The 14014-nt window shown below is 59.9% G+C and carries 15 protein-coding genes; 12 read left to right on the top strand and 3 right to left on the bottom strand.

All coding sequences use genetic code 11. From position 1 onward, the window contains the following. The first annotated feature begins 161 nt into the window (after positions 1-161). The 7 genes from hslV to V6Z53_RS04255 all read left to right on the top strand — a co-directional run bounded on the left by hslV (position 162) and on the right by V6Z53_RS04255 (position 8016). Positions 162-701 carry an ATP-dependent protease subunit HslV gene (gene hslV / locus V6Z53_RS04285; protein WP_077045027.1) on the top strand — a complete coding sequence of 180 codons (540 nt, stop codon included), beginning with the start codon at positions 162-164 and terminating at the stop codon, positions 699-701. A gap of 52 nt (positions 702-753) precedes the next feature. After that, positions 754-2091 carry an HslU--HslV peptidase ATPase subunit gene (hslU, locus tag V6Z53_RS04280; RefSeq protein WP_338584298.1) on the top strand — a complete coding sequence of 446 codons (1338 nt, stop codon included), beginning with the start codon at positions 754-756 and terminating at the stop codon, positions 2089-2091. Positions 2092-2210: 119 nt separating this feature from the next. Further along, the gene (locus V6Z53_RS04275; protein WP_224539478.1) at positions 2211-2582 is read left to right on the top strand and encodes a DUF971 domain-containing protein; all 372 of its coding nucleotides are present in this window, start codon (positions 2211-2213) and stop codon (positions 2580-2582) included. Between the two features lie 256 nt (positions 2583-2838). Then, entirely contained in the window at positions 2839-4521 is a 1683-nt protein-coding gene (gene phaC, locus V6Z53_RS04270) for a class II poly(R)-hydroxyalkanoic acid synthase (protein ID WP_338584297.1), read from the top strand. Positions 4522-4667: 146 nt separating this feature from the next. Then, positions 4668-5522, top strand: a complete 855-nt coding sequence (phaZ, locus tag V6Z53_RS04265) for a poly(3-hydroxyalkanoate) depolymerase (protein ID WP_338584296.1) — start codon at positions 4668-4670, stop codon at positions 5520-5522. A 130-nt stretch (positions 5523-5652) separates the two neighbouring features. Continuing rightward, positions 5653-7335: a class II poly(R)-hydroxyalkanoic acid synthase gene (gene phaC, locus V6Z53_RS04260; protein ID WP_338584295.1), complete on the top strand. Its 1683-nt coding sequence runs from the start codon at positions 5653-5655 to the stop codon at positions 7333-7335. 60 nt (positions 7336-7395) lie between these two features. Continuing rightward, entirely contained in the window at positions 7396-8016 is a 621-nt protein-coding gene (locus tag V6Z53_RS04255) for a TetR/AcrR family transcriptional regulator (RefSeq protein WP_338584294.1), read from the top strand. Positions 8017-8125: 109 nt separating this feature from the next. Here V6Z53_RS04255 and V6Z53_RS04250 read toward each other — a convergent pair whose 3' ends face one another. From V6Z53_RS04250 to V6Z53_RS04240, 3 genes are all read right to left on the bottom strand, one after another. Continuing rightward, the gene (locus V6Z53_RS04250) at positions 8126-9010 is read right to left on the bottom strand and encodes a phasin family protein (RefSeq protein WP_338584293.1); all 885 of its coding nucleotides are present in this window, start codon (positions 9008-9010) and stop codon (positions 8126-8128) included. A gap of 10 nt (positions 9011-9020) precedes the next feature. Then, positions 9021-9443: a phasin family protein gene (locus V6Z53_RS04245; RefSeq protein WP_338584292.1), complete on the bottom strand. Its 423-nt coding sequence runs from the start codon at positions 9441-9443 to the stop codon at positions 9021-9023. A gap of 220 nt (positions 9444-9663) precedes the next feature. After that, the gene (locus V6Z53_RS04240) at positions 9664-9939 is read right to left on the bottom strand and encodes a polyhydroxyalkanoic acid system family protein (RefSeq protein WP_338584291.1); all 276 of its coding nucleotides are present in this window, start codon (positions 9937-9939) and stop codon (positions 9664-9666) included. Positions 9940-10106: 167 nt separating this feature from the next. Between V6Z53_RS04240 and ubiE the strand changes: the two genes are divergently transcribed. The 5 genes from ubiE to V6Z53_RS04215 all read left to right on the top strand — a co-directional run bounded on the left by ubiE (position 10107) and on the right by V6Z53_RS04215 (position 13993). Continuing rightward, the gene (gene ubiE / locus V6Z53_RS04235; RefSeq protein WP_007948968.1) at positions 10107-10877 is read left to right on the top strand and encodes a bifunctional demethylmenaquinone methyltransferase/2-methoxy-6-polyprenyl-1,4-benzoquinol methylase UbiE; all 771 of its coding nucleotides are present in this window, start codon (positions 10107-10109) and stop codon (positions 10875-10877) included. After that, on the top strand, positions 10877-11500 hold the full coding sequence (locus V6Z53_RS04230; RefSeq protein ID WP_338584289.1) for an SCP2 domain-containing protein: 624 nt from the start codon (positions 10877-10879) through the stop codon (positions 11498-11500). The genes ubiE and V6Z53_RS04230 overlap by 1 nt, the downstream gene beginning before the upstream one ends. Beyond that, on the top strand, positions 11497-13101 hold the full coding sequence (gene ubiB, locus V6Z53_RS04225) for a ubiquinone biosynthesis regulatory protein kinase UbiB (RefSeq protein ID WP_338584288.1): 1605 nt from the start codon (positions 11497-11499) through the stop codon (positions 13099-13101). Before V6Z53_RS04230 ends, ubiB begins: the two co-directional genes overlap by 4 nt. 165 nt (positions 13102-13266) lie before the next feature. Next, positions 13267-13668 carry a phosphoribosyl-AMP cyclohydrolase gene (hisI, locus tag V6Z53_RS04220; protein ID WP_338584286.1) on the top strand — a complete coding sequence of 134 codons (402 nt, stop codon included), beginning with the start codon at positions 13267-13269 and terminating at the stop codon, positions 13666-13668. Further along, positions 13661-13993, top strand: coding sequence for a phosphoribosyl-ATP diphosphatase (locus V6Z53_RS04215; protein ID WP_090328169.1), 333 nt, complete (start codon positions 13661-13663; stop codon positions 13991-13993). Before hisI ends, V6Z53_RS04215 begins: the two co-directional genes overlap by 8 nt. Positions 13994-14014 lie beyond the last annotated feature (21 nt).

The following is a 14014-nucleotide window of genomic DNA, read 5'->3' as shown; positions in this document are numbered from 1 at the left end:
AGGAGCAAGGCTTGCCCGCGATGGCGTACTGACAGACACCACATCTCCCACCTGACTCGCACCACTCGTCCCCTCTCCCGCCCAACAGTTGAAATCCACTCCACCACCCCCATATGAATGGGCATAAGGCACTTTCGCCCCGCTGCGTGGAGACTCTTCCCTTGACCACCATCGTTTCAGTTCGTCGCCACGGCAAAGTCGTCATGGGCGGCGACGGCCAGGTTTCTCTCGGCAATACCGTGATGAAAGGCAACGCCAAGAAAGTCCGTCGCCTGTACCACGGCGAAGTCCTCGCCGGTTTTGCCGGTGCCACGGCTGACGCCTTTACCCTTTTCGAACGTTTCGAAGGCCAGCTGGAAAAACACCAGGGCCATCTGGTTCGCGCCGCCGTCGAACTCGCCAAAGAATGGCGCACCGACCGCTCCCTGAGCCGCCTCGAAGCCATGCTGGCGGTGGCCAACAAAGACGCCTCGCTGATCATCACCGGCAACGGCGACGTGGTAGAGCCAGAAAACGGCCTGATCGCCATGGGCTCCGGTGGCGCCTACGCCCAGGCTGCCGCCAGCGCGCTGCTGAAAAAAACCGACCTGTCGGCCCGGGAAATCGTCGAGACCGCTCTCGGCATCGCCGGCGACATCTGCGTATTCACCAACCACACCCAGACCATTGAGGAGCAGGACTGCGCCAAAGGCGACGAGTAAGTCTGTTTCGGCCGCACGCCACGACTCACTTGATTAAGGTCCGTCAAATATTATGTCCATGACTCCCCGTGAAATCGTCCACGAACTCAATCGCCATATCATCGGCCAGGACGATGCCAAGCGCGCCGTCGCCATTGCCCTGCGCAATCGCTGGCGCCGGATGCAGCTGCCTGAAGAGCTGCGCGTTGAAGTAACCCCAAAGAACATCCTGATGATCGGCCCGACCGGTGTCGGTAAAACCGAGATCGCCCGTCGCCTGGCCAAACTGGCCAACGCGCCGTTCATCAAGGTCGAAGCGACCAAGTTCACCGAAGTCGGCTACGTTGGCCGCGACGTCGAATCGATCATTCGTGACCTGGCCGATGCGGCGATCAAGTTGCTGCGCGAGCAGGAAATCACCAAGGTTCGCCACCGCGCCGAAGACGCTGCCGAAGAGCGCATCCTCGATGCACTGCTGCCTCCGGCCCGTATGGGCTTCAGCAACGACGACGCCCCGAGCTCCGATTCCAACACCCGTCAGCTGTTCCGCAAACGCCTGCGTGAAGGTCAGCTGGATGACAAGGAAATCGAGATCGAAGTGGCCGAAATGGCCGGCGTCGATATCTCCGCGCCGCCGGGCATGGAAGAAATGACCAATCAGTTGCAGAGCCTGTTCGCCAACATGGGCAAGGGCAAACGCAAGAGCCGCAAGCTCAAGGTCAAGGAAGCGCTGAAACTGGTGCGCGACGAAGAGGCCGGCCGCCTGGTCAACGATGAAGAGTTGAAGGCCAAGGCCCTGGAAGCGGTAGAGCAGCACGGCATCGTGTTCATCGACGAAATCGACAAGGTCGCCAAGCGCGGCAATGTCGGCGGCGCCGATGTGTCCCGCGAAGGCGTACAACGCGACCTGCTGCCGCTGATCGAAGGCTGCACCGTCAACACCAAGCTGGGCATGGTCAAGACCGACCACATCCTGTTCATCGCCTCCGGTGCTTTCCACCTGAGCAAGCCGAGCGATCTGGTGCCGGAACTGCAAGGTCGTCTGCCGATTCGCGTCGAGCTCAAGGCGCTGTCACCGCAGGACTTCGAACGCATTCTCAGCGAGCCGCATGCTTCGCTCACCGAGCAATATTGCGCGCTGCTGAAAACCGAAGGCCTGGGTATCGAGTTCCAGCCAAGCGGCATCAAGCGCATCGCCGAGATCGCTTGGCAGGTCAACGAGAAAACCGAGAACATCGGTGCCCGTCGCTTGCACACCCTGCTCGAGCGTCTGCTCGAAGAGGTGTCGTTCAGCGCCGGCGACCTGGCCAGCACCCATGACGGCAAGGTCATCCAGATCGACGCCGACTACGTCAACAGCCACCTCGGTGAATTGGCGGAGAACGAAGACCTGTCCCGTTATATCCTGTAGGTCATGTGACCTCCTGTAGGAGCACAGCTTGCTGGCGATGGCGTACTTGAAATCGCCATCGCCGGCAAGCCGTGCTCCTACAGGGGGCTGACCACACGCCTACAGACGGACATCCGGTCATGATCCCCACCGACATCAAGCTGCACAAAGCCTCGAAAACCCTGACGCTCAAATACGCGTCCGGCGAGGAATACACCCTGCCCGCCGAATTCCTGCGCGTGCACTCTCCTTCCGCCGAAGTCCAGGGCCACGGCAAACCCATCCTGCAATTTGGCAAGATCAACGTAGGCCTGAGCAAGCTGGAACCGGCCGGTCACTACGCACTGAAACTGACCTTCGACGACGGCCACGACAGCGGCCTGTTCACTTGGGAATACCTCTACGAACTGGGGCGACGTCATGACGCACTCTGGGAGGATTATCTTGCCGAGCTCAAAGCTGCCGGAAAGACTCGCGACCCGAACGAATCCGTCGTCAAGCTGATGCTCTAGCCTGAGCTTCTTGCTCTTTAGAGGGCATTTTCTAATTCCATCTGTTTGAATGCTCGGCTTCTGGGTCGGCGATTGGCCTGCTTGCGAAAAAAATTAAAGTCGGGTAACCAATGGAGCTGGCAAGTTCCCTGCAGTGCTCTCTGAACAAAAAGCATCGATGCAGAATTAACGGTCACCCGAGCAGTAGTACCTGGCATTTGCTGTGTGACTACACAGCAGGACCGGGTACTCGTCTCAGGACAATGGAGCGTCGTAGATGAGTAAACAGAATAACGATGACTTGAAGTATCAGGCCTCGGAAAACACCCTGGGTCTGAATCCTGTCGTTGGGCTGCGTGGAAAGGATCTACTGGCTTCTGCTCGCATGGTACTCAGGCAGGCCATCAGGCAACCGGTGCACAGCGCGAAGCATGTTGCGCATTTCGGCCTTGAACTCAAGAACGTGCTGTTCGGCAAATCCGAGCTGCAACCGACCAGCGATGACCGTCGCTTCGCGGATCCGGCCTGGAGCCAGAACCCGCTCTACAAACGTTATCTGCAAACCTATCTGGCGTGGCGCAAGGAACTCCACGAATGGATCGACGACAGTAACCTTGGGCCAAAGGATGTCGCCCGCGGGCACTTCGTGATCAACCTGATGACCGAAGCCTTCGCCCCGACCAACACGGCGGCCAACCCGGCGGCAGTCAAACGCTTTTTCGAAACCGGCGGCAAAAGCCTGCTCGACGGTCTCTCGCATCTCGCCAAGGACATGGTGCACAACGGCGGCATGCCGAGCCAGGTCAACATGGGCGCGTTCGAGGTCGGCAAGAGCCTGGGCGTGACCGAAGGCGCGGTGGTGTTCCGCAACGATGTGCTGGAACTGATCCAGTACAAACCGATCACCGAGCAGGTCCACGAGCGTCCGCTGCTGGTGGTGCCGCCGCAGATCAACAAGTTCTACGTCTTCGACCTGAGCCCGGACAAGAGCCTGGCGCGGTTCTGCCTGCGCAACAATGTGCAGACTTTCATCGTCAGCTGGCGCAACCCGACCAAGGAACAGCGCGAGTGGGGCCTGTCGACTTACATCGAGGCGCTCAAGGAAGCGGTCGACGTGGTCTTAGCCATCACCGGCAGCAAAGACGTGAACATGCTCGGCGCCTGCTCCGGCGGCATCACCTGCACCGCGCTGCTGGGCCACTACGCCGCGATCGGCGAGAACAAGGTCAATGCCCTCACCCTGCTGGTCAGCGTGCTGGACACCACCCTGGACAGCGACGTAGCCCTGTTCGTCGACGAGCAGACCCTTGAGACCGCCAAGCGTCATTCGTACCAGGCCGGCGTGCTGGAAGGCCGCGACATGGCGAAAGTCTTCGCCTGGATGCGCCCCAACGACCTGATCTGGAACTACTGGGTCAACAACTACCTGCTGGGCAACGAGCCGCCGGTGTTCGACATCCTGTTCTGGAACAACGACACCACACGACTGCCGGCAGCGTTCCACGGCGATCTGATCGAGATGTTCAAAAACAATCCACTGATCCGCTCGAATGCACTGGAAGTGTGCGGCACGCCGATTGACCTCAAGCAGGTGACTGCCGACATCTTTTCCCTGGCCGGCACCAACGACCACATCACCCCGTGGAAGTCCTGCTACAAGTCGGCGCAACTGTTCGGTGGCAACGTTGAATTCGTGCTGTCCAGCAGCGGGCATATCCAGAGCATCCTGAACCCGCCGGGCAACCCGAAATCCCGTTACATGACCAGCACTGAAAAAATGGCGACCAGTGCCGAGGAGTGGCAAGAGAACTCCACCAAGCACACCGATTCCTGGTGGCTGCACTGGCAGGCCTGGCAGGCCCAGCGTTCCGGCGAGCTGAAGAAGGCCCCGGCGAAACTGGGCAACAAGGCATATCCGGCGGGCGAAGCAGCGCCGGGCACGTATGTACATGAGCGGTAACTGACACACCCCGCGCCCTTGTAGGAGCCGAACTTGCTCGCGATGGCGGCAGGTCAGTCGACATCAATGTTGGCTGTACCACCGCCATCGCGAGCAAGCTCGGCTCCTACAAGGATCGGGGATGAATTCATAAACAGGGCTTGAGCATGCCGCAACCGTTCATATTCCGCACCGTCGACCTGGATGGCCAGACCCTCCGCACGGCGGTGCGCCCCGGCAAGCCTCACTTGACGCCCTTGCTGATTTTCAACGGCATCGGCGCCAACCTTGAGTTGGTTTTTCCGTTTGTCGCGGCGCTGGACCCGGACCTGGAAGTCATCGCCTTCGACGTGCCCGGTGTCGGCGGTTCGTCGACGCCGAATCGTCCGTATCGTTTTCCAGGCCTGGCGAAACTCACGGCACGCATGCTCGACTACCTCGATTACGGGCAGGTCAATGTGATCGGTGTGTCCTGGGGCGGCGCGCTTGCCCAGCAGTTCGCTTATGACTATCCGGAACGCTGCAAGAAGCTTGTCCTGGCAGCCACGGCGGCGGGTGCGGTGATGGTTCCGGGCAAGCCGAAAGTGCTGTGGATGATGGCCAGTCCCAGACGCTACATCCAGCCGTCACACGTGATCCGCATTGCGCCGATGATCTATGGCGGTTCGTTCCGTCGCGACCCGACGCTGGCCGCCAGCCACGCGGCGAAGGTGCGTTCGGCGGGCAAGCTCGGTTACTACTGGCAACTGTTCGCCGGCCTCGGCTGGACCAGCATTCACTGGCTGCACAAGATCAATCAGCCGACGCTAGTGCTGGCTGGCGATGACGATCCGCTGATCCCGCTGGTCAACATGCGCCTGCTGGCCTGGCGGATTCCCAACGCCCAGTTGCACATCATCGATGACGGGCACCTGTTCCTGATCACCCGGGCCGAAGCGGTGGCGCCGATCATCATGAAGTTCCTCGAGGAAGAACGGCAGCGTGCCGTGATGCATCCGCATCCGGCACCACAGGGCGGCTGACCGGCCCGGTTTTTGTATAGGTAAAAAGGGGTGGGCAGGATGCCGCGCCGCGCAACAACCCGTTACAGCGTCTATGGTGTTCTGGTTCGGTGTGTTTGTTTTTGGCCTGAAGACGAAGGAGTGTTGAGTCATGCGCGATAAACCAGCGAGGGAGTCACTACCCACTCCCGCCGCGTTCATCAACGCACAAAGTGCGATTACCGGCCTGCGCGGCCGGGATCTGATTTCGACTTTGCGCAGCGTTGCCGCCCATGGCTTGCGCAACCCCGTGCACACCGCCAAACATGCCTTGAAACTGGGCGGCCAATTGGGTCGCGTGATAATGGGCGACACCCTGCACCCGACCAACCCGCAGGACAGTCGTTTCGCCGACCCGGCGTGGGCCCTCAACCCGTTTTATCGTCGCAGCCTGCAGGCCTACCTGAGCTGGCAGAAGCAGATCAAAAGCTGGATCGACGACAGCAACATGAGCCCGGACGATCGCGCCCGCGCGCACTTTGCGTTCGCCTTGCTCAACGATGCCGTGTCGCCGTCCAACAGTTTGCTCAATCCGCTGGCGATCAAGGAAATCTTCAACTCCGGCGGCAACAGCCTGGTGCGCGGGATCAGCCATCTGGTGGACGACCTGCTGCACAACGATGGCCTGCCCCGGCAAGTCACCAAACAGGCATTCGAGGTCGGCAAGACCGTCGCCACCACCACCGGTGCGGTGGTGTTTCGCAACGAACTGCTGGAGCTGATCCAGTACAAGCCGATGAGCGAGAAGCAGTATTCAAAACCGCTGCTGGTGGTGCCGCCACAGATCAACAAGTACTACATTTTCGACCTGAGTCCGCATAACAGCTTCGTTCAGTTCGCGCTCAAGAACGGCTTGCAAACCTTCATGATCAGCTGGCGCAACCCGGACGTGCGCCACCGCGAATGGGGCCTGTCGACCTACGTCGAAGCGGTGGAAGAAGCCATGAACGTCTGCCGGGCGATCACCGGCGCGCGCGAGGTCAACCTGATGGGCGCCTGCGCCGGCGGCCTGACCATCGCCGCGCTGCAGGGTCACCTGCAAGCCAAGCGACAACTGCGCCGCATCTCCAGCGCGACCTATCTGGTGAGTCTGCTCGACAGCCAACTGGATTCGCCGGCCACCCTCTTCGCCGACGAACAGACCCTGGAAGCCGCCAAGCGTCGCTCCTATCAAAAGGGCGTGCTGGATGGCCGCGACATGGCCAAGGTCTTCGCCTGGATGCGCCCCAACGATTTGATCTGGAGCTACTTCGTCAACAACTACCTGCTGGGCAAGGAGCCACCCGCGTTCGACATCCTGTACTGGAACAACGACAACACGCGCCTGCCGGCCGCCCTGCATGGCGACCTGCTGGACTTCTTCAAGCACAACCCACTGAGCCATCCGGGCGGCCTCGAAGTGTGCGGCACACCCATCGACCTGCAGAAGGTCACCGTCGACAGCTTCAGCGTCGCCGGCATCAACGATCACATCACGCCATGGGATGCAGTGTATCGCTCGACGCTGCTGCTGGGTGGCGAGCGGCGCTTCGTGCTGTCCAACAGCGGGCACGTGCAGAGCATTCTCAATCCGCCGAGCAACCCGAAAGCCAACTACGTGGAGGGTGCAAAACTGAGTAGCGACCCACGCGCCTGGTATTACGACGCCAAGCAGGTCGACGGCAGTTGGTGGACGCAATGGCTGAGCTGGATTCAGGAACGCTCGGGCGCGCAGAAGGAAACCCTGATGACCCTCGGCAACCAGAACTATCCACCGATGGAGGCGGCGCCCGGTACTTACGTGCGTGTGCGCTGACGCTCAAACGACCCACGGCCGCTGCCGGCCGTGGCATGACTCGATCACTAAGAAGACTGGATGAAAACCCGCGACCGCATCCTCGAATGTGCCCTGCAGTTGTTCAATCAGAAGGGCGAACCGAACGTCTCCACCATGGAAGTTGCCAACGAAATGGGGATCAGCCCGGGCAACCTCTACTACCACTTCCACGGCAAGGAACCGCTGATACTCGGGTTGTTCGAACGCTTTCAGGCCGAGCTGGCCCCGTTGCTCGATCCACCCGCCGACGTCGAACTGGCTCCTGAAGATTACTGGCTGTTCCTGCACCTGATCGTCGAACGCCTGGCCCACTACCGCTTTCTGTTCCAGGACCTGTCGAACCTGGCAGGGCGCCTGCCGAAACTGGCCAAGGGCATCCGCAACCTGCTCAATGCCCTCAAGCGCACACTGGCCTCGTTGTTGGCGAGATTGCAGGCGCAGGGGTTATTGGTCAGCGATACGCAAGCGCTGGGGCAACTGGTGGAGCAGATCACCATGACGCTGCTGTTCTCGCTGGACTATCAGCGGATTCTCGACCGTGAGGGTGAGGTGCGCCTGGTGGTGTACCAGATCATGATGCTGGTGGCGCCGCACCTGTTGCCGCCGATCAAGGCTGCGACCGAGCAGATGGCGATGCAGTATCTGGAAGATCACGAGTAACCCCTGTAGGAGCCGAGCTTGCTCGGCTCCTACAGGGAACGCATTAAACCGTGCACAAACAAAAACGCCCGACCTTGGCAGGCCGGGCGTTTTCTTGAGCCCTGAAAAATCAGGACTGACTGGTTGGCGTCGATGGAGCCGGCGCGACAGTCGGGGTGACAGCAGGGGTCGGCGCGGTCGCGGAGTTCGATGCGCTCACCGGTGCTGCTGCCGGGGCTGCCGGCTTTGCAGCTGCCACTGCTGGCTTCGCGGCGGCTTTTGGAGCGGCCGGTTTTTTCACCGCTGGCTTCTTCGCAGCAGCAGGTTTTGCTGCTGGCTTGGCGGCAGGTTTTGCTGCGGCGGTTTTTGTAGCAGGTTTAGCGGCTGGCTTAGCAGCAGACTTCGCTGCCGGTTTGGCGGCGGCTTTAGCTGCAACCGGTTTAGCTGCTGCCTTGGCTGCAGCAGGTTTCGCTGCGGCAGTTTTGGCGGCTGGTTTAGCAGCAGGTTTGGCTGCCGCTTTTACCAGTGGTTTAGCCGCAGTTTTTGCGGCCGGTTTGGCAGCAGGTTTAGCCGCCGCGGTTTTCGCCGCAACAGGCGCAACCTTGGCACCGGTCAGTTTTTCGATTTGCTTGGTCAGGGTATCGACCTTGCTGTGCAATGCTTTTACTTCATTGCGGCTCGGTACGCCCAGGCGCGAAATGGCGCTGTTCAGACGCTTGTCGAAAGCGCCTTCGAGCTCATCCCACTTGCCCATTGCGCGATCTTTCACGCCGCTGATGCGCGACTTGGCCGAAGAAGCGGAGTCCTTGGCGGCGTCGACTTTCTTGCCAACGGCGCTCTTGGTGAGCTTCTCGGCTTTCTCGCCGTCCTTAACCAATGCATCGAAGAGTTTGCTGCCGTCAGTGTCGATCTTCGAGTACACGCCTAAACCAGCCAGCCAGATTTTCCGGGAGTAGTCTTCGACCTTCCCGATCCACGAGCTGCCTTCTTTCTCGGTGTTCTTTTTAACAGCCATCCCGTTCTCCTTAAGATTTACGCGCGACACGTTCGAGCAATGCCGTCAGCTCATCGAGCTTAGCAGAGAGTGTCTCAACGTCATGTTTAGACGGAATGCCGATACGATTCAAGGCACTTGCGACACGCGTGTCGAACGCCTTCTCGACCTTGTCGAGTTGAAGCTCGACCTTGCCCTTGAAAGTGCTCACTTCGTTCTTGGCTTCGTCGATCTCGGCATTCGCCGCTTCGAGTTTTTCAGCGACTACTTTTTTGCCTTTCTTTTCAACAGTTTGACCAGCTTTTACCAACTCTTGAAAGTACTCGCTGCCCTCTTGCCCGACCTTGGCGTAGGCGCCCAGGCCTGCCAGCCAGACTTTGCGGGCATAGGATTTGACGTCGCCCAGAGCACTGGTCGATGCGTCGATTTTTTTCTTCAGAATCACTTTGGCCATGGTCCACCTCACGCGCAGAAGGTTTGAGGAACTGCCCGCGAAAGTGTCGGGCACTGGCACAAAGTAGGGAGAAAAATTAGAAACGGCACCCTAACAAATGACATAAACCGGTGGTGCCTGGAAGAGATCGCAGCCTCGTTCCACTCGACAGCTCCTACAGGGACGACGGCGTACACCTGTAGGAGCTGTCGAGTGAAACGAGGCTGCGATCTTTTCGGGATCACACCAACGCTTTATCCAGCGCCTTCTCGATTTCAGCTTTGATCATGCCGCTCATGGCCGACATCATCAGGCCCAGCTCCACGTCGACCTTGATCGAATCGTCACTGACATGCACGGCGCCTTTCACACCCGAACGCTTGAGGTTCAAGGTGTCGCCGGACCACTGCGGCTCCAGGCCATATTGCTCGGAAAGTTTCTGCGCCAGCTTGTCGGCCTTCTCCCGCGCCGCTTCCTTACCCAGGCCGTGGGCACGCTCAACACTGATATGGGCCATCGATTGACTCCTGCTTTTTGAATACAGCCATGAATGCTTGTTCGGTGAATCTTGACCGCCACTGCGGCAAAACGTCCCGAGGGTGATCCATCTTACCTTCAGCCTTGCCAAGACAAAGCATCCCTTGGGGATTAGAATGTCGCGCATTCTCTTTTGGTGACAGCGATATGACTGATCAGCGCAAAGGCAGCGATGCCGAACCCACCACTCACTTCGGCTTCAAAAACGTTCCGGAAAGCCAGAAAGCGGAAAAAGTCGCCGAGGTTTTCCACTCGGTAGCCGCCAAGTACGACTTGATGAACGACCTCCTGTCGGGCGGCATGCACCGTCTGTGGAAGCGTTTCGCGATCGAACTGTCGGGTGTACGCACTGGCAACCGCGTGCTCGACATCGCAGGCGGCACCGGCGACCTGACCAAAAAATTCTCGCACCTCGTTGGCCCGACCGGCCAGGTCGTGCTGGCCGACATCAACGAATCCATGCTCAAGGTCGGTCGTGACCGCCTGCTGGACCTGGGTGTCGCCGGCAACGTCGAATTCGTCCAGGCGGATGCGGAAAAGCTGCCGTTCCCGGACAACCATTTCGACTGCGTGACCATCGCGTTCGGCCTGCGCAACGTGACGCACAAGGAAGACGCCCTGCGTTCCATGCTGCGCGTGCTCAAGCCCGGTGGCCGTCTGCTGGTGCTGGAATTCTCCAAGCCGACCAACGCGCTGATGTCCAAGGCCTACGACGCCTACTCGTTCGCCTTCATGCCGCTGATGGGCAAGCTGATCACCAACGACTCGGAAAGCTATCGCTACCTGGCCGAATCGATCCGCATGCACCCGAATCAGGAAACCCTGAAGTCGATGATGGTCGAGGCCGGTTTTGACCGCGTGACCTATCACAACATGACCGCAGGCATCGTTGCCCTGCACCGCGGCATCAAGCCCTGATGCTGCTCGCCGGCCTGCTCGCCAGCGTTGAACTCGGCCTGAACCGGGTGCTGCGCCTCGACAGCACGGCGCTGCCCCGGCTCGCGCATTTGAGCGGCAGAGTGATCGCCGTCGACTGCCGCAGCCCGGCGCTGCAACTGTTCATCCTGCCCAGCGATGAAGGCCTGATGCTCGCCTCCCAGTGGGAAACCGGCGCCGATTGCACCTTGCGTGCACCGGCCTCGAGCCTGTTGAAACTGGCGATGAGCAAGGACAAGACTTCCGTTCTGCATGGCCCTGAAGTCGAACTCGATGGCGACAGCGGCGTGCTGCTGGAACTGGCGGCGATCCTTCAGGACCTCGAACTGGACTGGGAGTACGAGCTCTCGCGCTGGCTCGGCCCCGTTGCCACGCAATTGGTCGGCGGTCACCTGCGCAGCCGCGCCCGCTGGTATCAGCAAGGATTTGCCAGCCTGGGCCAGAACCTGGGCGAATACCTGGCCGAAGAATCGCGCACCCTCGTCGGTCAACGCGAAGCCGAAGCCCGATTCAGTGAACTGGACCAGATCAAACTCGATCTGGAACGTCTCGAGGCGCGTTTCGAGCGCCTTTCCCGATCCCTCGACCCAAGCGATAACGCATGAAGCTGCTTGCCGTCCGCCGTCTGTTGCGCATCCAGCGCGTCGTGATCCGCTACCGCCTCGATGACCTGCTGTTCGCCCTGCCGCTGCCCTGGTTCTTGCGGGCGCTGCGCTATGCCTTGCCGTGGCGCTGGTTTCCGCGCAAGACCCTCGATCTGAGCCGTGGCGCACGATTGCGCCTGGCGTTGCAGGACCTCGGGCCGATTTTCATCAAGTTCGGGCAGATCCTGTCCACTCGCCGCGATTTGCTGCCGGAAGACATCGCCGATGAGCTGATGAGGTTGCAGGACCGCGTGCCGCCGTTCGATTCGCAAGTGTCGGTCAAGCTGATCGAAGAACAGCTCGGCAAGAAAATCAGCGAAGTGTTCAGCCGTTTCGACGTCGAACCGCTGGCCTCGGCCTCGGTGGCGCAAGTGCACGCCGCGCAGTTGAAAACCGGTGAAGAAGTCGTCGTCAAAGTGATTCGTCCGGGTCTCAAGCCGATCATCGCCCAGGACCTGGCGTGGCTGTTCATCCTCGCCCGCGCCGCCGAAAAACTCTCGGCCGATGCACGTCTGCTGCACCCGGTGGACGTGGTCAGCGACTACGAAAAGACCATCTACGACGAACTCGACCTGCTGCGCGAGGCGGCCAACGCCAGCCAGTTGAAGCGCAATTTCGAAGGCTCGCCGCTGCTGTATGTGCCGCAAGTCTATTGGGATTGGTGCCGGCCGAAAGTGCTGGTGATGGAGCGCATCTACGGCATCCAGGTCACCGATCTCGCGACCCTGGCCGACCAGCGCACCGACATGAAAATGCTCGCCGAACGCGGCGTGGAGATTTTCTTCACCCAGGTGTTCCGCGACAGCTTTTTCCACGCCGACATGCACCCCGGCAATATCTTCGTCAGCACCGTGAATCCGTGGAGCCCGCAGTATATTGCGATCGACTGCGGCATTGTCGGCAGCCTGACCCCGGAAGACCAGGATTACCTGGCGCGTAACCTCTTCGCGTTCTTCAAGCGTGATTACCGTCGTGTGGCGCAACTGCATATCGATTCGGGCTGGGTGCCGGCGGAAACCAAGCTCAACGAATTCGAAGCGGCGATTCGTACCGTATGCGAGCCGATCTTCGAAAAACCGTTAAAAGACATTTCATTTGGCCAGGTGTTGATGCGCCTGTTCCAGACCGCGCGCCGCTTCAACATGGAAGTACAGCCGCAGCTGGTTCTGTTGCAGAAAACCCTGCTGAACATCGAAGGCCTGGGCCGTCAGCTGTACCCGGACCTCGACTTGTGGAACACCGCTCAGCCGTTCCTTGAGCGCTGGATGCGCGATCGCGTCAGCCCGAAAGCCTTGATCGGCAACGTGCAGAGCCAGTTCGAACAGCTCCCGCACCTGGCCAACATGGCCCGCGACCTGCTCGAACGCATGTCCCAGCCCCACGCCTACGACCCGCCGCCACCGTGGCACCGACGCCGTGACGACTGGTTCCTGCGCCTGCTCGGAACGGCACATCTGGCCGGTGGCGCGATCCTCGCCGCGGGTGGGCCGCTGAATCAGTTGGCCTATTGGCCAGCGGGCATCATGATGGCCGTCGGTTTGTATCTGGTCGTTCGTCGATAGCATCAATCAGCTGCAAGTTATAAGCTTCAAGCTTCAAGCGATGTTCATAGCACTCATGTTTAATTCACGCCTGTAGATATGCGTTGCACAATACGAAGGATCGAAGCGCACTGGCTTTCACTTGCGGCTTGAAGCTTATGCTTGGGGCTGCTTCAGGAACTGAAGATGAAAAACTGGCTGGACGAGATCAAGTGGGATGCCGACGGCCTGGTGCCGGCGATTGCCCAGGATCACAAGACCGGGCGCGTCCTGATGATGGCCTGGATGAACCGTGAAGCGCTGGAACTGACCGCTGCCGAGAATCGCGCGATCTACTGGTCCCGCTCCCGTGGCAAGCTGTGGCGCAAGGGCGAAGAGTCCGGCCACGTGCAAACCCTGCATGAGATGCGCCTGGACTGCGATGCCGACGTGATCATCCTGATGGTCGAGCAGATCGGCGACATCGCCTGCCATACCGGCCGCCAGAGCTGCTTCTACCGCGTCTATGAGAACGGCGACTGGGCAACCGTCGACCCGGTTCTGAAAGATCCGCACGCCATCTATTCCGCAGGACACAAACATGAGTGACACTCTGACCCGCCTGGCCGCAGTGCTGGAAGAGCGCAAAGGCGCCGCTGCCGACAGCTCGTATGTCGCCAGCCTTTACCACAAGGGCTTGAACAAGATTCTGGAAAAAGTCGGCGAAGAGTCGGTCGAAACCATCATTGCCGCCAAGGATGCCGCCGTCAGCGGTGACTGCAGCGATGTGATCTACGAAACCGCCGATTTGTGGTTCCACAGCATGGTCATGCTCGCCCAATTGGGGCAGCATCCACAGGCTGTACTCGATGAACTTGACCGTCGTTTCGGTCTGTCCGGACACGCCGAGAAAGCCTCGCGCCCGTCCGCCTGAATAACGATTAGAGAGGAGCAG

The organism is Pseudomonas sp. MAG733B (assembly GCF_036884845.1).
GTDB lineage: Bacteria > Pseudomonadota > Gammaproteobacteria > Pseudomonadales > Pseudomonadaceae > Aquipseudomonas.
Note: the sequence above shows the minus strand (reverse complement) of the source record. Positions and strands in the feature narration are given on the sequence as shown.